Below are 24,321 nucleotides of genomic sequence, written 5' to 3'. Positions count from 1 at the left end.
GTTTGTCGCCCGTAGCGTGCCACGGCGACCACTCACGGGTGCGGTGGTTTCAGGAGTGCGCGGAAAAAGGTGGTGAGTACGGCCCGAGCGCGGTCTCGGTCGCGGAGTTCGTCATGGCCGAAGCGGAAGACTTCGTAGCCGCGGAGCTTCAGGTCTCGATCGCCAGCCATGGTCGCGGCGTACTTCGCGCTGTCGGGTTCGGTTCCACCGTCGCGGGTGTAGTGCTGCATGCCGTCGACTTCCAGCACGACGCGGCGGTTGCCCTGTAGCAGCATGAGGAAGTCCATACGCAGGTTCTGTAGGGCACGCGCGCCGCGTTCGCGGACAGTCTTGGGGTCCCAGTGCACCCATATCTCTGGCAGCAGAGCGGGTACGTCGCCCAGGTTGTCCTTGTAGATGTTGTGGTAGAGCCAGAACAGGTTGTTCTGCCTCGGGGACTCGCGAGGCAGGGACGCTTGCATGCGGCCGTACAGGGACAGGTTGGCTTCTGCGTGGTCGGTGATGTTGCGGGTCTCCTGCCACCAGGTCAGCAGGTCGCGCCAGAGCAGACCGTCCTTGCCGACGGCGTGGTCGTAGACCAGGACCTGGTCGGCGCGTTCGGCGACCTCGATGTCATTGTCGAAGGCGCTGGTAAAGCGGATATCTGGTTTTCCCAGGGTGGCGAAGATGAGGCTGCGCGGCCGACGGGTGGTCCCTCGCCCAAGCTGGACGAGGTGGAACAGGGGATAGCCGTCGGCCTCCCCCTCCTGCCGGAGCTGCGCGCCAATGGGCCGCAGGTGATGGTTGGCCAGCTCCACGAAGCCACGTTGTGCCTGCTCGTCGGGTAGAACAGCAGGGGCGGCAAGACCCTCAAGGAAGCGTCCGAAGCGAGGGTGAGGGGCCTCGAAAGCTCCGAGTTGCTCGAACAGGTGCTCGGTCGACCAGTCATCCCGAAATCTGACCACATGGCGTCGGATGTCATCGTGCAAGGTGCCGAGGTGGGGACCCCAAACGTTGGATTCGTCCTCGCCCAAGTCCCACAGCTGGCCGAGCAGAGCCAGAAACCGGTCCGGATACATCAGGTGATCAGTAAGGTCGAACTCCTTGGCCAGCTCGCGCCTCGTACGGCCGGGAATCTCTACATGGTGGCGTCCGAGCCACACGACATCCTGGAGGTCATTGCGTTCGGGCGCGATGAGCGCCTCATTGTCGAGGATGGCCTCCGCAACCTGCACCAGGCGGCTATCCGGGCAGTCCCGCAGACTCGCGGTCAGGCGCTCATGCGGCCGTGGGCGGCGATCGAGGGAGCAGCATGCAAAGGAGGCCCCCCTTGTCCGCGGTCTGACGGCGGCCGGTAGCGGGCGTGGTCAAGGGGAAAGCAGCGGTGGTCAGGGCGGTAGACGACCTGGACAAGGGGTCATGGTCGAGCTCGCGGTCAGGCCGACCACGCTGGACAAGGGAGCCAGGTTTGGCCCTGGCAGCTCGATACTGGCCGATAGTCTGCCCGGCATGAGTGACGGCATCGCGTGGACAGGCGCACACACCACGCCTCTACATCGGCCGTGCCCGGCATGCTCAGCGGCATCTCGCTGACCCTGGCCCGAGGCATGGAGAGGGACGAGTCCCTCATCAACTTGGACGCCGACCTCGACGAGCTGGCCGCGCGCACCCCGGGCAGGGAGCTGCGCGCACCGGCCGGGCAGCTGGGGCAACCCTTCCCCTCCCTTCAACCGCGGTGAGTGGACGTACAGCGGTGGCCGCGTCGGTACGGCTGAGTGTCCGGAGGGGCGGCGGGGCTGCGGTGGAGGACCTGGAGTGGCCTTCGTCGCCGCTCGGGCTGCCTCGGCGGCCCCGCCGTGGCAGACATCCGCTGGAGTGGGCGGTGAAGCCAAGCGGCTCTCCCGGAATCGAGAGGGGCATCCCAGCTATCGCGAGGCAGTGAGGGGCTGGCTGTTACAGCCTGGCACCGACCCAGCTGGGCCTTTCACACAGCCTCCGGCACAGGGCAGGGCCGGGCCGCTTGAGCGCCTCGGAAGGAGGTGGCTATCGTCTTGTGCAGAGCTGAGACACCATTCTCTCTGACCAGGCATCCCGGGAGGCTCCCCTGACCGTCAAGAATGAGGAACAGGGTGCCGGGCGCAGCATGCGCCGCGACGCGGTACGCAATCGGCGCAAGCTCTTGGAGGCCGCCGGGGAGACGCTCAGGACGGAACCGGGCGCTGTGACGATGGCAGTCATCGCGGAGCGCGCCAGCCTGTCGCCGGCCACGGCCTACAGGTACTTCCCGTCCGTCGAGGAGGTCGTCAAGGCCTATCTGCTCGGCGTCATCGTCCAACTGCGCAACTACAGCCACGACTGCCCCAAGACCGGTCCGGCCCTTTTCGAGGATGTGAGCCAGGAATGGGCCCGCCTGGTGCGAAGCTACGGCCCCGCAATGGTGCAGATCCGCTCACGCACCGGCTTCCTCACCCGCCTGCGCAACAACGACGAGGTGATCACCCCGGTCCGGGACGCTTGGGAACGCCCCATTCGCACCGTGATGCGACATCTGGACGTACCCGATGAGCATTTCGATCATGCGCTGTTCCTGTGCAACGCCATGTTCGACCCACGCGAGATCCTGGACCTGATCAGCACCGGCCTCACGGAGGAGACGGCGATCAGTCGCATGACCGGGGCCTACTACGGCGCTCTCCAGGGCTGGGCCCGGGCCTGAAGCAGGCATCTCGCAGCCGGTGAGCGGCGGCTCCGCACCACGGAGTCGCCGCTCGAGCGTTCCGGCGATCACGCACCGCTACGCCCCTGCCGACATCGGTGCGCTTCAGGCATACCCATCACCTGATCATCCGTCCTACCGGAGTCCGGTCCGCTCGACCGCGACACGACCCTTGAACCACCTCATCACGATGTGAGAATCTACTCGCACTTTATCTCTCTCGTGACTCCATGGAGACCGGATGAGCGCGCTTCCCTCCCCAACGGCCGTTTCCCTTCCGGAACGCATCAGGGCAGCCTCGAGGCGGCCGAAGACACTGGGCGGTGCCGTCCCCGACGCCATCTCGCTGGCCATGGGGGAACCCGACAGCGACACGCCGGCACCTGTAATAGAGGCAGCCGTCCGAGCATTGCGGGCGGGCCGCACCCGGTATTCGCAGATCACCGGTTCGCCGGACCTCCGCCAGGAGACGGCATCCCACCTGGCACGATTCCACGGTGAAGGGATCGATCCCGCGAACATCGTCGTCACTCACGGCGGCAGCGCCGGCCTCGCGGCCACCGTTCTCGGTCTGCTGAATCCCGGTGACCGGGTCCTGCTCCCGGAGCCGACCTACTCCTTGTACGCGGATCATGTGGCGATGGCAGGAGGCGAGTCCACCTGGATCCCCACGCGCTCCGACGGCTCCCTCGACCTGAGCAGAATCGCCGAGGCTGCCCCAGGCGCCCGCATGCTCATCCTGTGCAACCCCGTGAACCCCACCGGAATGGTGTTCTCGAAGTCAGAAATCGAGGGAATCGGCGCAATCCTCAGCGACCATCCTCACCTCTATCTGGTGTCGGACGAGGCATACAGCGACATCGTCTTCGACGACCTGGAGTTCACGTCGGCATTGACCCTGGCCTCCGTTCGGGAGCGGGTGATACTCGCCGGCACCTTCTCCAAGTCGTACGCGATGACCGGTTGGCGGATCGGCTTCGTCTTCGCCGCTGTCGAGCTGGCGGAAAAGATCAACCTCGTTCACCGGACCGTCAACGGTCCTCTCAATACATTTGTGCAGGACGCAGCCATCGAGGCACTCCACACACCCGACACCGACCTGCGGGACCTCTCGGCGCGCTACCAGCGCCGACGGGACCTGGTCATGCGACACCTCGACGATCTCGATGCGGTGAGCGTCGTACGGCCCCTCGGAGCGTTCTACGCCTTCCCCCAGGTCAATAGCGCCCTGTCCTCCGTTGAGCTCGTCCAGCGACTGGCCGAGGGAGGCGTCCTCGCACGGGCAGGCTCCGAATTCGGCCCTTCGGGCGAAGGCCACGTGCGCTTGTCCTTCGCCACCGACGAAGCCTCACTCGAAGAGGGAATGCGACGCTTCGCGCAAGTCATCAAGACTCTGTAGCCGGTCCGCTTCAATGCGAAAATGTAACGCCTGCCGTCGTTGACATCAGGCGATCAAGAACAGGCACAAGGTTGCCGAGAGTTCTTGCTTCGAGCTGCCTCGATGGATCCCGGAGAGCAGCTGCCTTCGGCATGCCCCGATTCATGCGGGCCTCAGAAGTCTCAAACATGTTACGGATTACCCGGGACGGTTGATCCCGCCTGTCCATGGCGCTCTCGGAGGCGTCCGCGGCACCTGAGTCAAACATCGCATTAACGCGGCCGGTAAAACTCTTCACTGTGAGCCGACGAGAAAGTATTGACAGGCGGCCCACCGAGTCTCATAGTCAACGCAACTGAGAGGAGCTTCGCACTTTGCTGCGAGCCCTCTCGGTCACATCCAAGCGCGTCGGACCTCGGACGGCACCCTGTTGAGGGCCCCACTGCCCGGAACGACTCCGTGCGCGACACCTTGCTCGCAGATCAACCGGCACGCTCCCCGCGAAGGACGGCCGGCGGAAGGAGTTTCCATGACTTCACGGTGGGTCAGAAGGGTTGGGGTCACGCTGGCCGTCGCCTCGCTCGTCACGCTCAGTGCCTGTGGTTCAGGCGACTCGGGCGATTCCGGAGCCGACGGTAAGGCGGTGACGGTGGAGTTCTGGGGATCGGCGGTCGGCCTCGACAAGCCCGTGGCTTTGTGGAACGAGTCCCACCCTGACATCAAGGTGAAGTACAGCCAGATCCCCGCGGGCAGCATCGGCGGCTACGCCAAGATGCAGAATGCGGTCAAGGCCGGCAACGCACCCTGTCTCGGTCAGGTGGGCTACGACACCCTGTCGAACTTCATCGCCACCGGCGCGTTGGAGGACATCTCCGAGTACGCCGACGCCAGCAAGGACAAGTTCGTTCCGTGGACCTGGCAGATGTCCAGCGTCGGCGACCGTGTGTTCGGCATCCCGGTCGACACCGGCCCGATGGCGCTGTACTACCGCACGGACCTCTTCAAGAAGTACAAGATCTCGCCCCCGAAGACCTGGGACGACTTCGCCGCGGCGGCGAAGAAGGTGCACACCGCCGATCCTTCGGCCTACCTCACGACCACGCCGCAGGACGCCTATGACCTGGGGGCGCTGACCTGGCAGGCCGGAGGCAAGTGGTTCGGTACCGCCGACGACCGGTGGCAGGTAACCATCGACAACCCGCAGACGAGCAAGGTCGCACAGTACTGGCAGGGCCTGCTGGACAAGAAGCTGGTCACCAGCGAGCCGATGCTGGACACCGCCTGGTTCAAGAAGGTGCAGGACGGGCAGCTGCTGTCACTGGTCAGCGCCGTGTGGGCGGCACCGCTGATCTCCAAGAACCTGCCCGAGCTGTCCGGCAAGTGGGCCGTGGCGCCCATGCCGCAGTGGACCGACGGGCAGCAGGCCGCCGGCAACCGCGGCGGCTCGGCGACCGTGGTCCTCAAGGGGTGCGAACACTCCAAGGAAGCCACGGAATTCGCGACCTGGATGAGCACCGACAGCGACAGTGTCACGAACCTGATCAAGGACACGGGCATCTACCCGGCCTCGACGAGCGGACAGAAGCTGCCTGCCGTGGACCAGCCGTCGGAGTACTTCGGCGGACAGAACATCTACGACGTGTTCAAGACGGCGGCCGCGAACACGAGCACCGGCTGGGTGTGGGGCCCGACGATGAGCCAGGTCCAGTCCGACATGAAGGACGGGCTCAAGAAGGCCGGAGCCGGGCAGGGCACGATCCCGGATGCCGTGACCTCCGTCCAGGGCAGCACCGTCGCCACCATGAAGGGCCAGGGGCTGAGCGTCGGGAACTGACGCGCACGCGGTGAAGCGACACCCGGGGGCCCGGCACCCCTCCCCGGCCTGCCGGGCCCCCGCGCCGCGGTCCTGCACCGCCCCGTATGTCCCGAAGGGGCGGCGCGCCCCGGCCCCTGCCGCCGCCGTATGCCGCATCTTGACCATCACCAGCCCCGATGAGTCCGCACGGCCCGTGGCTTCGGGACGCGGACCACATCACGGATCTAGGGAGCAGCCATGGCGACAGACACACCTGGCGCCGAGTTCGCCCGCCCCGGCGCGGGCTCGACCGCACAACGTGCCGCAGGACGTCGGCACACTCGTTCCGCCGTCCTCTTCCTGGCCCCCTTCGGGCTGCTGTTCACCGCCATGTTGCTCGCACCGATCTGCTACGCGGTGTACCAGAGCTTCTTCAGGACGAACCGCAGCGGCCTGGGACTGGGGCCCTCGACGACCGTCTTCGCCGGTCTCGACAACTATGTGACAGCCCTGCACGACAGCCGCTTCATGTCGTCGTTCCTGCGGGTGTTCACCCTCGGCATCGTGCAGGTTCCGGTGATGCTGGGGATGGCGCTCCTTCTGGCGCTGCTCCTGGACTCGCGCGCCGCCGTGTTCAAGAAGGCCTTCCGGCAGATCTACTTCATGCCCTACGCACTGCCGGGCGTGATCGCGGCGATCATGTGGTCCTTCCTGTACGCACCGAGCGTCAGCCCGTTCACCGCCGTGTTGCGGCACGTCGGGCTCGAAGTGAACTTCCTGTCCGACCACCTGGTGCTCGCCTCGATCGGCAACATGATGACCTGGGCGTGGACCGGCTTCAACATGCTGATCATCTACTCGGCGTTGCAGGCGATCCCGGGCGAACTCACCGAGGCCGCGGTGATGGACGGCTGCTCCGGTTGGCGCGTGGCTTGGCACGTGAAGATCCCCGCGGTTCGGCCGGCGCTGATCCTCACCACGGTGTTCTCCATCATCGGCACCGCCCAGCTGTTCAACGAGCCCGCGGTTCTGAGTCAGGTCGCCCCGACCGTCTCCCCCACCTACACGCCGATCCTGGCCACACAGCAGTCGGCGGACGTCAACAACTACAACTACGCGGCCACCCAGTCGGTCATTCTCGCCCTGCTGACCTTCGTGCTGTCGTTCGGCTTCCTCAAGTTCACCCAGCGGAAGGGCACCTTCGCATGACGACTGTCACTCCAGCAGCAGCACGTGCCGCAGCCGGTCCTCCCCGGCGACCGCGTACGTCGTCGCTGACCGGCCGGGCAGGCGTGTTCGCGGTCATGGCGCTCTTCGCCCTGTACACCCTCATCCCGGTCTGGTGGCTGCTGGTCACCGCGACGAAGAACAGCGGCTACCTGTTCACGACGAACGGACTGTGGTTCTCCCACTTCGACCTGTGGACCAACATCCGTGACGTCTTCCAGGAACAGGACGGCATCTTCGCACGGTGGCTTCTGAACAGCGCCCTCTACAGCATCGGCGGCGCCGCGGTGAGCACGACGCTGTCGGCCATGGCCGGGTACGCGCTGTCCAAATACGCTTTCCGCGGCCGCGACCTGACGTTCAACGTCATCCTCGGTGCCGTACTGATCCCGGACGTCATGTTCGCGCTGCCCCTGTACCTGATGTTCAGCCAGGTCCACCTCGTCAACACCTACTGGGCCGTCTTCCTCCCCAGCGTCGTCAGCCCGTTCGGGGTCTACCTGTCGCGCATCTACGCCGGGGCGTCGGTACCGGACGAACTGCTGGAGGCCGCCCGGCTCGACGGTGCCGGCGAGGCCCGGATCTTCTGGCGGGTCGCCATGCCGATCATGTCGCCCGCGCTGGTCACCATCTTCCTGTTCCAGTTCGTCAGCATCTGGAACAACTACCTGCTGCCGCTGCTCATGCTCAACAGCGATGAGCTCCAGCCCGTCACCGTCGGGCTGGCCAACTGGCGGGAAGGGGTGAACCAGGGGATCCCTTACAACGTCACCATCACCGGCGCGTTCCTCTCGGTGATCCCGTTGATCGTCGCGTTTCTCGTCCTGCAGCGGTTCTGGCGCTCCGGACTGGCCGCGGGAAGCGTGAAGTAGACGCAGACCGTACGGCATGACAGCCCGCCTCGGAGCCCGTTCGAAACACGTCGCCACGCTCTCGCTGACGCGCGCGTCGATCACCTTCCCCTTTCGCACCGGGAGCCCTGACCTGATGACCCTGCACGCCAGCATCCTTGCCCGGCTGAGCCTGATCGAGGGCTTCCCGTCTTGGCGCCAGACGCTCGGCGACCCCGCCCTGCAGCCACGCCTGCGGGAATACCGGACCTGGGAACCCTCAGCCACCCTGCCGTCCACGCCCACCCGTCACGAGCGCGCTCCCGGTGCGCACGGGCCGGTGCCGGTCCGCATCTACCAGCCGCCACCGTCCGCACCGCAATCGCCGCGTCCCGCTCTGGTCTGGGTGCACGGCGGCGGATGGGTCTCGGGTGATCTCGACAGCACCGAGGCCGACTGGACCGCGCGCGAGGTGTGCGTCAGGGCCGACGCCGTGGTCGTGAGCGTGGACTACCGGCTGGCCGTCGGCGGCGTCGCGTATCCCGTGCCGCACGACGACGTCGTAGCGGCTGTGCGATGGGTGCGCGACAGTTCCGCCGTGCTCGGGATCGATCCCGACCGGATCACCGTGGGAGGAGCAAGCGCCGGAGCGAACCTCGCCGCCGGAGCCGTGCTGCGCCTGCGGGACGACGACGGCTGGCTGCCCGTCGCCCTGGTACTGGCCTACTCGGTCATGCACCCGGCCCTGCCGGCCCTTTCGGCGGAGCTGGCCGAGGCACTGGCGAAGTTGCCGCGGATGGTGCAGGTCCTGGCTGAGGACGTGACCGTGATGACCGCCAACTACCTGGGCGACGCCGCGGATCCGCACGGCTACGCTATGCCGGCCGACGGCGTCCTGGGTGGACTCTGCCCCACCCTGTTGCTCGACGCTGAGTACGACGGTCTGCGCGCCTCCAGTGAGGCCTTCGCGGCCGCCCTCGCGAAGGCCCGCGTTCCCGTCCGGCATGTCACGGTCCCCGGCCTACTTCACGGCTTCCTGAGCCTGCCCGCGTCGCTTGAACCGGTGGACCACGGGCTCGCGGTGCTGGCCGAGACGGTGGTCCATGCCCGGCCCTCACGCGCTGCGTGCGGCGTTCTTCCGGGTGCCGATGACGAGAGGCCTGCAAGGGACGAGGAAAGCGAATGACCGACAGCTTGTACTCAGTTCAGCTCTATACGTTGCGTGACGGCATCACGACGGACCTCGGCGGGACACTGAAGCGCGTCGCCTCGATGGGATTCGAGAACGTGGAACTGTGGAGGTTCGAGCAGTACCGCGACGAGTACCGGCGCGCGCTCGCCGAGAACCGACTGCGCCCGCTCAGCGCCCACGCGAGCCTCGTCGACGGGAACGCTCGCGCAGCCGTCCACGCGGCAGCGGAGCTCGGCATCGGCACGCTCATCGAACCGCACATCATCGCCCGGCGCTGGACCACACGAGCGGACATCGAAGCGGCGGCCGCGAGTTTGAACTCCGTCGCGAGGCTCGCCCGTGACGAGGGCGTCACCATCGGCTACCACAACCATGATCACGAGGTCCGGCAGGACTTCGACGGCCACACCGGCCTCGAAGTCTTCGCAGCGGCCCTCGACGAGGACATCGTTTTGGAACTCGACACCTTCTGGGCCGAGGTCGGTGGCGCTTCCGCCGTGGAGTTGATCTCGCGGCTCGGTGCGCGCGTGAAGTTCCTGCACGTCAAGGACGGCCCGTACACCACGACCCTCGCGGAGCAGCAGCCGGTCGGCCAGGGTGCGATGCCGGTGGCGGACATCCTGAAGGCGGCGCCGGAGGCGGTCCGCATCGTTGAACTGGACGGCTACGCGGGCGACACGTTCGATGCCGTGCAGCAGAGCCTGCGTTATCTCCTGGAGGTCGACCGGTGAGCTCGAAGCGCGTGGGGGTCGGTGTCATCGGCGCCGGCGTCATCAGCAGGTACTACCTCGAGAACATGACGCGATTCCCTGATCTGAACGTACTGGCCGTAGCGGACCTCGACCCCGCGCGTGCCCGTGTTCGCGCGCAGGAGTTCGGACTGCGGCCCATGCTCCTGCACGAGCTCCTGGGCAGCGAGGACATTCAGATCGTGCTGAACCTCACCGTCCCCGCCGCCCACTTCGACGTGTCGGCCCGCATCCTGGTGAGCGGCAAGCACGTGTGGAGCGAGAAGCCCCTGGCCACCAGCCGCCGCGACGCCCGACTGCTACTGGACAAGGCCGCTCGGCGAGGACTTCGCGTGGCCTGCGCGCCCGACACGTTCCTCGGTGGTGCCCTGCAGACGGCACAGCGGGCGGTCCTCGCGGGCCGCATAGGCGAACCGAAGAGCGCGTTGGCGATCATGCAGGCCCCGGGTCCGGAAGGCACCCACCCGAATCCCGCCTTCTACTTCGACGACGGTGGGGGTCCGCTGCTGGACATGGGGCCGTATCACGTGACGGCGCTGGTGCAGACCCTCGGAGCTGTCCACCGTGTGAGTGCCGTCTCCTCAACCGCACGTGCCGTCAGGCGAGTCCTCGTCGGTGAGTGCGCCGGAACCGAGTTCGACGTGCGCGTACCGACTCAGCACATGGCGCTTCTCGAGTTCGCCTCCGGCGCGCGGGCGACGCTCCTCACGAGCTTCGACTCGGGCATCCGCCGGGACCTCCTCGAACTCCACGGCACGGAGGCCTCACTCGTGGTGCCCGACCCCAACCGATTCGAAGGAACGGGCACGTTCGCCCCCTTCCACGCCCCGGCGCAAGACGTGCCCGCTGTGGGGTCCACATGGGGCCGAGGAGTGGGGGTCCTGGAGCTCGCCCGCTCGATCCGCGCCGAGGTTCCGGAACGCGCGTCCGGCGCTCTCGCCTACCACGTGCTCGACGTGCTCCTCGCCATCAGGGAGGCGGCACGAGCGGGGACGCCGGTGACGATCGAATCCACCGCGGCCTCGCCCGCTCCTCTGGACGAGAGCTGGGACCCCACGGCCGCGACCCTCTAGACCGCTCCCGGCGGCTTCCGGCCGGTCGGCCCGCGCCCGGGCCCCTGCCGGCCAGGCGCCGCCTCTCCTGTTAGGCCACACATGAACGTTCTCCCGAACTCCGCCGTCACGGCCGAGAGCGCCGATATCGCGGAAGCGGACGCCCCGACTCGCAACAAGCAGATCACCGGTCAGAAGGTCGGTCCCGCCTTCGTCACCCGGTATGTGCTGGCTCAGATCGGCATCTGGGTGGCGCTTCTGACGCCGTCCGGCGTGACGCTGTCACTGAGAGTCGGCCAGCTGGATCCCGAGAACAAGGCATCCACGCTCGCGATCGTGTCCAGCGCGGGCGCTCTCGCCGCGATGGTGGGCACACCGGTCTTCGGCACGCTCAGCGACCGGTCGACGTCGCGGTTCGGTCAGCGGCGTCCGTTCATTCTGGCCGGGTTCTTCATCGGCGTGGCGGCCATCTTCGGGATCGGATTTGCCCCCAACGTCTTCTTCGTCGGCCTCGGCTGGGTCATCACGCAACTCGCGTTCGGTGCAGCGATAGCGGCGGTCATGGCCATCCTTCCCGAGCGAGTGCCCCAGGAGATGCGGGGCAGGACGTCCGGCTTCATGGGTGTGACCAGCCAGGTGGGCATCGTGTTCGGCGCGATCCTCGTCCAGGTGGTGGGTACGCACGGCTCGCTGATGTTCGTCATCCCGGCGGTCCTCGGGACCCTCCTCGTCCTCCCATTCCTCCTCCTGCTGAAGGAGGCTCCCAGGACGCGTGCCGAGGTCGGGGACATCTCGTTCAAGGACCTCGCGACCTCCCTGTGGATCAGCCCGCGCAAGCACCCCAACTTCGCGCTGGCCTGGCTCGGTCGCGCCTCGTGCTGGCTCGGGCTGCAGCTCCTGGTGACGTACAAGACGTACTTTCTGATCGACCACCTCGGCTACACGACGGACAACGTGGCCCCCGTTCTCACCGCCTCGATGTTCACCCTCGCCCTCACTCTGTCCTTCACGAGCATCTGCGGCGGCTGGCTCTCCGACCGGGTCGGTCGCAGGAAGCCCTTCGTCTTCGTCGCCTCCCTCATCTTCGTGGTCGCGATGGTGATCATCGCCTGCTCCACCTCCGTCACCCACTTCGTCATCGGCGTCGGTATCGCAGGACTCGGACAGGGCCTGTACCTCAGCGTCGACTACGCCCTGGTGGCGGCCCTCCTCCCCGACGACCATCGCGAAGCGGCCAAGGGAATGAGCGTGTACAACCTGTCCTCCAACATCCCCTCGACGCTCGCGCCCACGCTGGCGCCGGCCCTGCTGTCGGTCGGCGCCTCGCAGTCAACGCCCAACTACACGTCGATGTATCTCTTCGCCGCGCTGTTCTCCCTGATCGGAGCCGCCGTCACGCTGCTGCTGCGCGGCGTCCGGTAGCCGGCAAGCCTCAAGACCGAGCAAGGAAGTTCGATGATCCGCATCCCGTTCAACGACGCCTGGCGCGTCGGACCCCTCGTATCCGTTCACGAGGCGATCGTGGTCGCCGGTGCCGGCGAGGAACAGGTCACCCTGCCGCACGACGCGATGTTGGGAGGAGGACGGTCCGCCGAGAACTCCGGCGGACCCCAGACGGGCTACTTCCGTGACGGAAAGTGGACCTACGAGAAGCAGTTCGACGTTCCGGCCCACTGGACGACGAAGCGGATCACCTTCGAGTTCGAAGGGGTGTACCGCGACGCGATGGTCTACCTCAACGGTGCTCTCGCCGGGCAGTGGGCCAACGGATACTCCCGTTTCCACGTCCGCGCGGACCCCTATCTGAAGTACAGCCAGGTCAACACGATCCGGGTCGACGCACAGGCGTACCAGGACTCCCGCTGGTACTCCGGAGGCGGCATCCACCGTCCCGTCCACCTCCTGGTCGGTGACCTCGTCCACGTCACTCCGACCGGCCTGCGCGTGACCACACCGGACATCGACGCCGATCTCGCCACGGTCGTCGCGTCGAGCGAGATCACCAACGAGGACCTCTCGACCCGCCTGGTGGAGGTGCTTCTGGAGATCCGGGACGCCACGGGCACGGTCGTGGCCTCCGACCGCTCCCGGGTCACGCTCCTGGCGGGTGACACCTTCACCACCCATCAACGGGTGTACGTCCAACGACCGTCGTTGTGGAGCGTCGACTCACCCCACCTCTACGACGCGTCCGTACGCCTCTTCGACGACAGCGGCCAACTCGACGAGGCACGCACGCACTTCGGTATCCGTACGGTCACCGCCGATCCCGTCCGCGGCCTGCGTGTCAACGGTGAGACGGTCAAGCTCCGCGGTGGTGCGGTCCACCATGACAACGGCATCCTCGGCGCCGCGGAGTTCGCCGACGCCGCCGAACGGCGGGTGCGGATGCTCAAGGCCGCGGGGTTCAACGCCGTGCGCTCCGCGCACAACCCGATGAGCGTCGCCCTGCTCGACGCGTGCGACCGTCTGGGCATGCTCGTCATGGACGAGCTGTTCGACATGTGGACGGTCGCCAAGTCCGGTGACGACTACTCGCGCCGATTCCCCCAGTGGTGGGAACGGGACGTCGACGCGCTGGTCGCGAAGGACGTCAACCACCCGAGCGTGATCATGTACTCGATCGGCAACGAGATCATCGAAGCCGGAACCCCGCACGGTACGCGCATGGGCCGCCGCATCGCCGACCGGGTCCGCGCGCAGGACCCCACCCGCCTGGTCACCCACGCGCTGCAGGGCATGTACATCGCCCGCGACAAGATCCCCGCGCTCAAGGCCGAACTGGGCCAGGACGCCGCGCCTGTCCGAGGGCTCAACGACTACCTGGGTCAGGTGACGCATCTGATCGATGCCCTGATGGCCTCGCCGGTGGTCGGGGAGCGGCTCGCCGAACCCGCCTCCGTGCTCGACGTCGTGGGGCTCAACTACGGCGAGAGCCGCTATGTCCTGGACAAGGAGGCGCACCCCAACCGGGTGGTCGTGGGATCGGAGACGTTCCCCACGAAGATCGACCGTCTGTGGAAGCTCGTCACCGAGAACTCCCATGTCATCGGCGACTTCACCTGGACCGCATGGGACTTCCTCGGTGAGGTCGGAACCGGCCGGCACGTCTACCCCGAGGACCAGCAGGTCCACCGCGCTCCCTACCCATGGCTCACCGCCGAGTGCGGGGACATCGACATCACCGGACAGCGTCACCCGGTCTCGTACTACCGCGAGATCGTCTACGGGCTCACCCAGAAGCCCTACCTCGCCGTGCGCCGCCCCCGCGAAGACGGTTACGTCATCCAGCCCAGGGCGTGGACCTGGAGCGATGTCTCCCCCAGCTGGACCTTCGACGTCCCCCTCGGTTCGCCTCTCCACCTCGAGGCGTATGCGGCGGCAGAGGAGGTCGCGTTCCACCTCAACGGCGTCACCGTCGCGACCGTGCCCGTCGGGGCCGAGCGGGACTTCGTCGCCGAGGCCGAGGTGCCCTACGAGCCCGGAATCCTGGAGGTCGTGGCGTACCGCGACGGAACGGAGGTGGGACGCTCGGCGCTGCGCACCGCCGGAGAGCCCACACGCCTGCGCCTCGAGACGGACCGCACCGAACTCCCAGCCGATCGCCAGCGGTTGGCCCACATCGACATCTCCCTCGTGGACGACGACGGCGTTCTCCATCCGAACCGGGACACGGAGATCACGGTCGCGGTCGACGGCCCCGGGGTCCTCCAAGGATTCGGCACGGGAGCCCCGGCCACCGAGGAGAGCTTCCTCGACGACTCCGCCACATCGTTCCGGGGCCGCGCCCTGGCGATCGTCCGGGCGACCGGGGAACCGGGGCAGATCACCGTCACGGCACGAGCACTCGGACTCCCGGACGCCACCGTCGAGATCGACGCCGTCCCGGCACCCACACAGCACCGGACAGGAGAACGACAGAAATGACCTACTCGCCGACATCGGCCGGCTCGCCCAACATCGAGGTGGGCCCGGCGTGGCAGCGCCCTGACAGCGAGTTGCTCGCGGAGTTCCGGCGGCACTCGGTCGCGAACATCGGCGACGCGCTCGGCCGCCTGGGCATGCCCGACGGTGGCATCACCCCCATTTGGGACGGCTGCCGTGCGGTGGGCAGCGCCCTGACCGTCCTCACGGTGGCCGGAGACGACCTGGCGGTGATCGACGCCGTAGCCCACATCGAACCGGGCGACTTCCTCGTCATCAACGGATTCGGCTATCCGGGCCGGGCGGTGATGGGTGACATCCTCGCCCAGTACTTCTCGTCGCGGGGTGCCGTAGGGGCGATCGTCGACGGGGCGGTCAGGGACCGCGACGAGATCAGGCAGCAGGGCTTCCCGGTGTGGTCGCGCACGGTCACTCCGGCCGGGCCGTGGAAGAACGGTCCCGGAGCCCTGGGCACACCCGTCGCCATCGGGGGTGTGGTCATCACCCCTGGTGACATCATCGCGGCGGATTCCGACGGCATCGTCGCCGTGCCCCTCGGCAAGGCACGCGACATCGCCGCCGATCTGGCGCGCATCGCTGAATCCGAGCAGGCCATGCGGTCGCAGGCCAAACAGGCACCCACGAAATGAGGGTGCGCATGGGAAGGACGCGCATGCGCAGGGACCAGCAGTTGAACAACGCCAAGCTGATCCAGGCCGCCGCGGAACTCTTCGAGCGTTCCGAGCAACCGATCAGCCTCGCCGACATCGCCCGTCAGGCAGACGTCTCGGTCGCCACCGCCTACCGGCACTTCGAGTCCGCGGACGAGGCGCTCAGCGCCTACCGGCGCGACATCGGGGGCAAGTTCCGCGACTACAGTCTCCAGCAGCCGAGCCGCGGCCTCGCCCTCCTCGAGAGTGTGAGTGGCTACTGGGTGGATCTCATCCTCGCCGAAGGTGCGGCGCTGGTGCACCGGCGGTCGCCGGAGGGGTTCCTCGCGCGCTACAAGGCCGATGAGCCGTATCTGGAAGGCCAGGCCGAGGCCCTGGCCCGGCCCATCCGCGAACTCGTCGTGATCCTCGGCGTCAGCGAACTCGCGGGTGTCGACGACGAGGCCGCCTTCCTGTGGAACGTTCTCTTCGATCCCCGGGAGATCTTCGATCTGCGCGACACACTCGGGCTGCCACCCGCTCAGATCACCCACCGGCTGGTGTCGGCGTTCCGCGGCGCACTGCTCGGCTGGGCGACTGCACAGCTCACCGAATCCCCGTGATCGTCGAGAGATCGGTGGGCGAACACCCCGGCTGACGGCCAACCGCCCTGCCGGTGGGGCCCTGAGCCGTCCATGACTGGGCCAATGGCCCACCATTTTCGTCCGCTCTTGTCACCTGGTTCTTCGCAAGCGGATACTCCAACGCCATCTGTCCATACGAAGCAGCGCGGACGGGACCAACACCGGGCCCAGATTGTTGTCAGGAAGAGGACGATGACTTCATCCATCACACCGACGGAACCGACCGGCCGACGCTTCCGCCTGGACGATCGCTATCGCCGTGAGGACGGCGTCGTGCACCTCTCCGGGGTCCAGGCTCTCGTCCGTGTTCTCCTCGACCGGTCGAGGCGCGACCGGTCGAACGGGCTTGACACCGCGACGTTCGTATCGGGGTACGAGGGCTCCCCGCTCGCCGGGTACGACATCGAATTGGCCCGGCACGGGGTGTTGTTGGACGAGTACGACGTCGTCCACAAGCCCGGGCTGAACGAGGAGCTTGCCGCTACCGCCGTCATGGGCAGCCAGTTGGTAGGCCAGACCGGCAGGTCCCGCCGTGACGGTGTGGTGGGCGTCTGGTACGGCAAGTCTCCCGGCCTCGACCGCGCCTCCGACGCCCTGCGTCACGCGAACCTGGTGGGCACCGACCCCACCGGTGGCGCCGTCGCGCTGGTCGGTGACGATCCGGGTGCCAAGTCCTCCAGCGTGCCGTGTGCCAGCGAGGCGACGCTCGCGGACCTGGCGATACCGACGCTGTACCCGGCCGATGCGCAGGACGTCCTCGACTTCGGGTTCCACGCGCAGTTCCTCTCGCGGTTCAGCGGACTGTGGTCGGGCCTGAAGATCACCACCGCGGTGGCGGACGCGGCGTCCACGGCCGTCGTGGGGCGCGATCGGATCTCGGTCATGGAGGGTGACGCGGGCCGCAGCACGCACCAGCCGAGCTCGATGCTCCTGGGCGCAAATCTCATGGCGCTCGAACGCAGCCTGCACGATGTCCGGCTCCCTCGCGCCGTCGAGTACGCGCGCCTCAACGGCCTCAACCGCCTGGTGCAGCGCGGCCCGTCGGACAGGCTCGGCATCCTGACGTCCGGCAAGACCTATCTCGACGTCCGCGAGGCCCTGCGCATCATCGGTCTCACCGACGAGGACCTCGCACGGTACGGCATCAGGATCCTCAAGCTCGGAATGGTCTTCCCCCTCGAACGCGATGCGGTACGCGAGTTCGCGGACGGTCTCGACCAGGTGGTCGTCGTCGAGGAGAAGCGGCCGTTCCTCGAGACCGCGGTCAAGGAGATCCTCTACGGCCGCCCCGGCGCACCGGCCGTCCACGGCAAGCAGGACCAGGACGGGCGGTCGTTGTTCAGTCGCTCGGGAGAGCTCGACGCGGACAGCATCGCCACCGGGCTGTCCAGGGTTTTCGCCGCACTGGGCATCGAAGCCGCCCGCGCCTGGCGGCAGCGGCCCAGGCCTCGCACCGCGCTGTCGCTCCCCCTCCTGGACCGCAGCCCCTACTACTGCTCGGGGTGTCCGCACAACACCTCGACCACCGCGGGCGGGGACTCGCTGGTCGGTGCCGGCATCGGCTGCCACTCGATGGTCGTGTTCATGGACCCCGAACAGGTCGGCACCGTCGTCGGCATGACCCAGATGGGCGGGGAAGGAGCTCAGTGGATCGGCATGGAGCCGTTCGTCGACGACGACCACTTCGTGCAGAACATCGGCGACGGCACCTACATGCACTCGGGCAGCCTGGCCGTCCGTGCGGCCGTCGCCGCGGGTGTGAACGTCACCTTCAAGCTGCTCTACAACGGGACGGTCGCCATGACGGGGGGTCAGGACGCCGTGGGTGCCCTGCCGGTCGACCGGCTCGCCGCCACGCTCCTCGACGAAGGCGTGGCCAAGGTGATCATCACGACGGAGGACACGGGACGCGTCGCCCGGGCGCGGTTGCCGAAGGCGGTGAAGGTCCTCGAACGAGGCGGCATCGAGGATGCGTTGGCGGAGCTGAAGGCCACTCCCGGCGTCACGGTCCTCATCCACGACCAGGAGTGCGCCGCCGAGAAGCGGCGCGCCCGGCGACGCGGCAAGGCCGAGACCCCGACGACGCGTGTCTGGATCAACGAGCGCATCTGCGAGGGCTGCGGCGACTGCGGTCGCAAGTCCAACTGTCTGTCGGTTCACCCGGTCCCCACCGAGTTCGGCCGCAAGACCAGGATCGACCAGTCCTCGTGCAACCTGGACTACTCGTGCCTCGACGGCGACTGCCCGGCCTTCATGACCATCACGCCCGCCGGCAGGCCGAAGCGGGCAGCCATTCCCGCCCTTGAGGCCACCGACGTCGCCGAGCCGGCCCGCGCACCCGGCACCGGCTCCTTCGGCATGCGGATCACCGGCGTCGGCGGAACGGGCATCATCACCATCTCGCAGGTGCTGGCGACCGCGGCGGTCCTCGACGGCCTCCACGCCCGCAGCCTCGACCAGACGGGTCTCGCCCAGAAGGGCGGCGCGGTCGTCTCCGACGTCAAGATCACCAAGGATGTGGTCGAGCAAGGCGGCAAGATCGCCGGAGGACGCTGCGACCTCTACCTCGCATGCGACCCGCTCGTGGCAACCGACCCGAAGCACCTCTCCGTCGCCTCGTCGGACCACACGGTCGCCGTCATGACCACGGCCGAGATTCCCACCGGGCAGATGGTGGTCGACACCGCCGTCAGCTTCCCGGCTCCCGACGTCGTACGCCATGCCGTCGCCGACGCGACGCGCCAGATCGTCGCTCTCGACTCCCGTGCACTGGCCACGCAGCTCTTCGACGACGAGCAGTACGCCAACATGATGCTGGTCGGGGCCGCGTACCAGACCGGGCTCCTGCCCATGTCGGCCTCGGCCGTGGAGGAGGCCATCGCCCTGAACGGAGTCTTCGTCGAGCGGAACGTGCAGGCCTTCAGGCGAGGCCGCCAGACGGTCGCCGACCCGGAGGCCCTGCGTGCCGCGCTGGCCGGTCCGTCGCTCCCGAAGGCTGAACCGCGGCTTCCCGCCGGAACCGCCGAGCTCGTCGCCATGGTCACCCGTGACGAGGAATCGGAGTTGCACCGCCTCCTCGGCGTGCGCGTGGCCGACCTCATCGACTATCAGAACCACCGCTACGCCCGCACCTACGTCGACTTCGTCCGGGCCGTGGTGGACGAGGAGCGTGCTGCCGTCAGCGGCTCGACCGAGCTGACCGAGGCTGTCGCCCGCCATCTCCACAAGCTCATGGCGTACAAGGACGAGTACGAGGTCGCGCGGCTCGCCCTCGACCCTGTCGTGGACGACCACATCACTGCGGCATTCGGCAGTGCGAGCCGGCGTTCCTACCGGCTGCACCCGCCCGTTCTGCGCGCCGCCGGCATGAAGAGGAAGCTCGCTCTCGGGAGCTGGTTCCGCCCGGTCCTCGTGCTGCTGCGGGCGATGCGACGGGTTCGTGGGACCCGCCTGGATGTGTTCGGGGTCCAGCACATGCGACGGCTGGAGCGTGAACTCATCGAGGAGTACCGCGAGTCGATCGAGTCGTCGGTCGCGCTCTTGCACGAGGGGAACCTGTCCGAGGTGCGCCGACTCGCGGAACTTCCCGACGCCGTCCGCGGATACGAGGGTGTGAAACTCGCGGCGATCGAACGCTACCGTGCCGACCAGGCGCGACTGCTGGACGAGTTGCGGGCGAATACGGCCACGGCCGAATCCGGACGGGGCCCGCTGAACTCAGGGGTCTAGCCACCACGGCGAGGGGTGTTCGTGGCGCCGGGTCTCAGGCGCGCCGGTCGGACTCCGGCTGGGCAGCGGCGCGCCACGACGCCGCTGTCCGTGGTGCCGCGTCAGGTCACCCTCCTGCGGGCCGGGACCTGTCGTCGTCTCCGGCATCATCGAACTGGCTGAGGAGAACGTCGGCGAGCGTGTCGGACATGGTGTCGTCGGCAGCGGCGGAGTTGTCATGAGGAAGCTGTTCGGACCAGATGACCTTGCCTCTCGGCGTATAGCGCGTGCCCCACCGCTGCGCGAACTGGGCTACCAGGTACAGCCCTCGTCCGCCTTCGTCGGTCGTCGCCGCTCGCCGTAGATGCGGCGACGTGCTGCTGGCGTCGGAGACCTCGCAGATGAGACCGCGGTCATGGAGCAGCCGGACCTTGACCGGCGGTCTTCCATGGCGGATGGCGTTCGTGATCAGCTCGCTGAGGATCAGCTCCGTGGCGAACCCGATCTCCTCCAACCCCCATGCCCGCAACCGCGCTCCGCATTCCGCACGCACAGGCGCCACCGCCGCCGGATCCGAGGGCACATCCCACTCCGCCACCCTCGAGGGCGGGAGCAGCCGGGTACGCGCCACCAGGAGCGCGACATCGTCGGACGCGTGTGGGAGCAGCGCTGTGTCTACCACGGCCTGGCAGATCTCCTCCGGGGTTCCTCCCGCCGCTGCGACGAGGCTTCGGTGAAGCAAGCCGAGTCCCGTGTCAATGTTCCGGTGCCGGCCCTCGATCAGCCCGTCGGTGTACAGCACCAGGCGTGAGTTCTCGGGCAACCAGAGGTCAGCGGTTTCGAAGGGGTGTCCGCTCAGGCCGAGTGGCGGGGAGACTGGCACCTCCGGATACATGACGCTTCCGTCCGGCCGGACCACCGCTGGACCCGGGTGTCCGGCTCTCGCGATCGTGCAATGTCCCGTGACCGGATCGTAGATCGCGTACAGGCAGGTCGCCCCTGTCACTCCCTTGTGTTCCGTGTCCTCCGGATCTCTGTCCGTGGCCTCCTCGTTGTCAATGCGGGTGACCAGATCATCCAGGTGGGCCAGGAGTTCGTCCGGGGAGAGGTCCAGGGCGGAGAAGTTGTGCACGGCGGTACGCAGTCGGCCCATGGTTGCTGCCGCGTGCAAGCCGTGACCGACGACGTCGCCGACGACCAGCGCCACGCGAGCTCCCGGCAGAGGGATGACGTCGAACCAGTCCCCGCCTACCCCTGCCTGCGCGGGCAGGTACCGCCAGGCCACTTCCAGGGCGTTCTGCTCCGGCAGGCCTCGCGGCAGCAGGCTGCGCTGAAGTGTGACGGCCAGCGTGTGTTCTCGCGTGAACCGGCGGGCGTTGTCGATGGCCACCGCCGCCCGGGCGGCCAGCTCCTCCGCGAAGGACACGTCGTCTTCGTCGAACGGCGGTGATTCACCGGTGCGGAAGAAATTGACGCACCCCAACACCACGCCGCGGGCCTGTAGCGGTGCCGTCACCAGTGAGTGCAATCCGTGGTCCAACGCCTTCCGCGTCCCATAGGGACCTTGCTCCTGCCGCTGATGCGCCGCGGAAAGATCGCTGTCCGGTTCCGCTCGCCCCGTTGCCGGTATCCGCGTCGGCGGCGGCATCGCCCTGGTGACCAGATCACCCACCGGGAACAGAGCGGAGACTTCCCGGCTGCCGCTGACGGCCACGTGCCGCATCGCCTGCCCGGTCTCCCGCGCCGGTTCCTGCCCGCTCATCACCATGTCCAAGAGATCCACAGTGGCTCCATCGGCGAACCCCGGCACCACTACCTCCGACAGTTGCCGCGCGGTGCCCGCGACGTCCAGCGTCGTACTCAACCGCACCCCCGCGTCGTAGAGCAGCTTCAGCCGCTCCCGCGCCATCTCCGCCCGCCCGGTCACGGCCGCCAGTTCCGTGGTGTCCCGCAGCGTCACGACGCTGCCCGTCTGGCCGCCGGGCGGGGCCGTGGGCCGTCTGTTCACCAACAGCAGCCGGTCGGCCGCCAGGTGCACGGCATCCGTGAGCGGCTCCGTCGAGGCGAGCAGCCGTGCCGTTTCCTCGCTCAGTCCCAGTTCCTCCACCTGCCGGCGCTCCACATCGTCCGGGAGGTCCAGCAGACGTCGCGCTTCGTCATTGGCCAGGAGCAACCGTCTCCGGGCATCGATGATCAGCACGCCCTCCCGCACCGCGTGCAGCACCGTGTCGTGGTGCTCGTACATCCGCGTCATTTCCGCCGGGCCCAAGCCGTGGGTCTGCCGCAGCAGGCGGCGCGACACCAGAGCCGTTCCGGCGGCGGACACCGCGAGCGCGGCAGCGCCGGCGCCGAGCATGATCGGCAGCTGCTCGTCGACCGTGCCGACCACACGGGGGCGCCTGAGGCCGGCACCGACCAGGCCCACGACCGAGCCGTCAGGGGTGGTCACCGGGACCACTGCCTGAACGGCCTGCACCCGCGCCCCGTGGAGCCTCCCCTCGATGCGCTCGATGGTGACGCGGCCGGCCAGGGAGGGCTGGATGTTGCCGACGAACTTCTTGCCGATCAGGGAAGGGTCCGGGTGGGTGTACCGGATGCCTTTCGTGTTCGTCACGACGATGAAGTCGACGCCTGATCTCTTCCGGGCAGCCTCCGTGCGTGGCTGCAGCACAGCTGTCGGGTCCTTGCTCATCAATGCCTCGGCCGTACCCGGAGCGTTGGCGAACGTTTCGGCCGCCGTCAACGACTGGCGCCGGGCATCCCTCCAGCTGTCGCGCTCGGCATCGAGCACCAGCGCGGTCACCGCGGCGGCGACCAGGAGCACGACGATCACGACCTGGAGAACGAAGACCTGGCCGGCCGCACTGCGCAGGTTCAACAGAGAGCGCAGACCGGATCTGGAACCGGCGGTTCGATCATCTTCTGAGGGGGTGGCGAACAGACGGCCCGATGGGCGCCGGTTTCGCCTGAAACGTCCCTTCATGGTCAATTATTAACACCGTTCAGCACCCTGAGACACCCGCCCCGGCAGGCCTGCGAAGCCCTGGCGGTAGGGGCAGCCGTGGTGCACAGTCGCGCTGAGTGAGGTCCTGGAGTCTCTGGGCGCAGGAGGTGGCAACCGGTGCGGCTCAGGTAGTCATCCGGTCTCGGGCTGGGCGATCTTCTCGGTGACGGTCAGGAACCGCTCGGCTTCCTCGAGGCTGTGGCAGTGCAGTGGCGACACGCGCACCACCTCTTCGAGGCCGAGCGAGCGCAGGATGCGCTCGGAGTAGTGGCTCGTCGCCACGCGCTCGTAGACGATGACGCCGAGTTCCTCGTAGGCGCGGACGGCATCGGCGCACGACCGGTGGTCGAAGGTCAGGGGCACGATCAGGTCCCGTGCGGAGGAAGCGACCCGGTCGGCGAAGTGCACATGCACTCCGGGCATGTCCCGCAGCCCGGTCTGCTGCGCGGTCCCCTCGATGAGGGTGTGCAGGAGGGCCTGCTCGTGCCCCTGGATGGCGCGCATTCCGGCTACGATCCCCTCGCGGCGGCCCGTGCCCGCGCGGGTTCCGCCGACCGCGACGAGATAGTCCATGATCGCGGAGAAGCCCGCGAAGGCCGCGGGGGCGGCGCTGCCCATGGCCCAGGTGTCGTTGCCCGCGCCGCCGACCCTGTCGTGGTCCAGCTGCGCAAGCCGCTGCGACAGGTACGTGAATGCGTGTCCGCGGTCACCGAACATCTTGTACGGCGCGATGTTGACGGCGTCGACCTCCCACGCCGTGGCGTCGATGACACCGTGCGGGGCGTACTGCACCGCGTCGACGATCGTGTAGACGTGCGGGTTCTTCGCGCGGGCGGCCTTGATCACAGCGGGGATGTCCGTGATGGTGCCGCTGATGTTCGACGTCGCGATGACCGACACCAGAGAGGTACCCGAGTCGACGAGGTCGGCGATCGCCGACGGGTCGACTCCGCCGGTCGTCCGGTCGGGCTGGGCGACGCGCAGCTCCTGGCCGGTGCGGTGTGCGTAGCGGACGCAGGCGTCGTACGACGACGGGTGCTCGATGGCTGTCGTCACGATGTTGGTCCCGGAGACGTTCTCGGCGACGGCCCGGATCACGACGAACATGGCCTGCGAGGCCGTCGCGGTGGGCAGGAGCGCCCCCGAGGCGTCGCCTCCGAAGAAGGCCCGCAGATCGGCCTCGCCCTGGTCCTGGAGGCCGGCGAGTTCCCGGGCCGCCTTGTGGGGACGCGAGGAGCCATCGGGGTAGTGGGAGATCTCCAGCGCGCGCTCTGAGGCCTTGCGGAGCCGCAGTGAACCGCCGGAGTTCTCGAAGAAGAGCCGCCGGGCGCCGTGCGGATCACGTTCGAGGTACGCGAACTGGCCGCGGACGAACTGCATGGTCGCCGGCGCGAAAGGGACGGCGTCGTGGGCGAAGAGAGGCACGCAAATCTCCAGATCGCTGCCGCGCAGCGGATGGGGTGTGGATGTCCG

Annotated in this window: 17 protein-coding genes; 14 read left to right on the top strand and 3 right to left on the bottom strand. The window is 67.8% G+C overall.

The genetic code is table 11. The features are described from left to right. Window positions 1-32: 32 nt before the first annotated feature. Entirely contained in the window at window positions 33-1,214 is a 1,182-nt protein-coding gene (locus ADK36_RS05195) for a hypothetical protein (protein ID WP_234329678.1), read from the bottom strand. A gap of 291 nt (window positions 1,215-1,505) precedes the next feature. Here ADK36_RS05195 and ADK36_RS05190 point away from each other — a divergent pair, with 291 nt between their 5' ends. From ADK36_RS05190 to ADK36_RS05125, 14 genes are all read left to right on the top strand, one after another. Beyond that, the gene (locus tag ADK36_RS05190; protein WP_048582505.1) at window positions 1,506-1,718 is read left to right on the top strand and encodes a hypothetical protein; all 213 of its coding nucleotides are present in this window, start codon (window positions 1,506-1,508) and stop codon (window positions 1,716-1,718) included. A gap of 404 nt (window positions 1,719-2,122) precedes the next feature. Beyond that, window positions 2,123-2,695, top strand: a complete 573-nt coding sequence (locus ADK36_RS05185) for a TetR/AcrR family transcriptional regulator (RefSeq protein WP_048582506.1) — start codon at window positions 2,123-2,125, stop codon at window positions 2,693-2,695. Window positions 2,696-2,936: 241 nt separating this feature from the next. After that, the gene (locus ADK36_RS05180) at window positions 2,937-4,094 is read left to right on the top strand and encodes a pyridoxal phosphate-dependent aminotransferase (RefSeq protein ID WP_048582507.1); all 1,158 of its coding nucleotides are present in this window, start codon (window positions 2,937-2,939) and stop codon (window positions 4,092-4,094) included. Window positions 4,095-4,602: 508 nt separating this feature from the next. Beyond that, window positions 4,603-5,907, top strand: coding sequence for an ABC transporter substrate-binding protein (locus ADK36_RS05175; RefSeq protein WP_063776872.1), 1,305 nt, complete (start codon window positions 4,603-4,605; stop codon window positions 5,905-5,907). A gap of 219 nt (window positions 5,908-6,126) precedes the next feature. Then, entirely contained in the window at window positions 6,127-7,077 is a 951-nt protein-coding gene (locus ADK36_RS05170) for a carbohydrate ABC transporter permease (protein WP_048582508.1), read from the top strand. Then, on the top strand, window positions 7,074-7,967 hold the full coding sequence (locus ADK36_RS05165; protein WP_048582509.1) for a carbohydrate ABC transporter permease: 894 nt from the start codon (window positions 7,074-7,076) through the stop codon (window positions 7,965-7,967). The genes ADK36_RS05170 and ADK36_RS05165 overlap by 4 nt, the downstream gene beginning before the upstream one ends. A gap of 115 nt (window positions 7,968-8,082) precedes the next feature. Further along, entirely contained in the window at window positions 8,083-9,111 is a 1,029-nt protein-coding gene (locus tag ADK36_RS05160) for an alpha/beta hydrolase (RefSeq protein WP_078916307.1), read from the top strand. Beyond that, window positions 9,108-9,848 carry a sugar phosphate isomerase/epimerase family protein gene (locus ADK36_RS05155; protein ID WP_048582511.1) on the top strand — a complete coding sequence of 247 codons (741 nt, stop codon included), beginning with the start codon at window positions 9,108-9,110 and terminating at the stop codon, window positions 9,846-9,848. Before ADK36_RS05160 ends, ADK36_RS05155 begins: the two co-directional genes overlap by 4 nt. Beyond that, window positions 9,845-10,939, top strand: coding sequence for a Gfo/Idh/MocA family protein (locus ADK36_RS05150; protein WP_048582512.1), 1,095 nt, complete (start codon window positions 9,845-9,847; stop codon window positions 10,937-10,939). The genes ADK36_RS05155 and ADK36_RS05150 overlap by 4 nt, the downstream gene beginning before the upstream one ends. An 81-nt stretch (window positions 10,940-11,020) precedes the next feature. Then, window positions 11,021-12,340 carry an MFS transporter gene (locus ADK36_RS05145; RefSeq protein WP_053196530.1) on the top strand — a complete coding sequence of 440 codons (1,320 nt, stop codon included), beginning with the start codon at window positions 11,021-11,023 and terminating at the stop codon, window positions 12,338-12,340. Window positions 12,341-12,373: 33 nt separating this feature from the next. Beyond that, window positions 12,374-14,845, top strand: a complete 2,472-nt coding sequence (locus tag ADK36_RS05140; protein ID WP_053196528.1) for a glycoside hydrolase family 2 TIM barrel-domain containing protein — start codon at window positions 12,374-12,376, stop codon at window positions 14,843-14,845. Next, window positions 14,842-15,492, top strand: a complete 651-nt coding sequence (locus ADK36_RS05135; protein WP_053196525.1) for an RraA family protein — start codon at window positions 14,842-14,844, stop codon at window positions 15,490-15,492. Before ADK36_RS05140 ends, ADK36_RS05135 begins: the two co-directional genes overlap by 4 nt. 8 nt (window positions 15,493-15,500) lie before the next feature. Continuing rightward, window positions 15,501-16,115 carry a TetR/AcrR family transcriptional regulator gene (locus ADK36_RS05130; RefSeq protein WP_234329677.1) on the top strand — a complete coding sequence of 205 codons (615 nt, stop codon included), beginning with the start codon at window positions 15,501-15,503 and terminating at the stop codon, window positions 16,113-16,115. A gap of 213 nt (window positions 16,116-16,328) precedes the next feature. Further along, window positions 16,329-19,865, top strand: a complete 3,537-nt coding sequence (locus ADK36_RS05125) for an indolepyruvate ferredoxin oxidoreductase family protein (protein ID WP_053196523.1) — start codon at window positions 16,329-16,331, stop codon at window positions 19,863-19,865. Between the two features lie 106 nt (window positions 19,866-19,971). Here the strand turns inward: ADK36_RS05125 and ADK36_RS05120 are convergent, their stop codons facing one another. After that, window positions 19,972-22,827, bottom strand: coding sequence for a SpoIIE family protein phosphatase (locus ADK36_RS05120; protein ID WP_078916305.1), 2,856 nt, complete (start codon window positions 22,825-22,827; stop codon window positions 19,972-19,974). A 153-nt stretch (window positions 22,828-22,980) separates the two neighbouring features. Next, a complete protein-coding gene (locus ADK36_RS05115; RefSeq protein WP_199830113.1) occupies window positions 22,981-24,273 on the bottom strand; it encodes an aminotransferase class V-fold PLP-dependent enzyme in 1,293 nt (430 codons plus the stop codon). Between the last annotated feature and the right edge of the window lie 48 nt (window positions 24,274-24,321).

It is taken from the genome of Streptomyces viridochromogenes (assembly GCF_001270495.1).
GTDB classification, from domain to species: Bacteria; Actinomycetota; Actinomycetes; order Streptomycetales; family Streptomycetaceae; genus Streptomyces; species Streptomyces viridochromogenes_A.
This window is presented reverse-complemented; position numbering and strand designations above follow the sequence as displayed.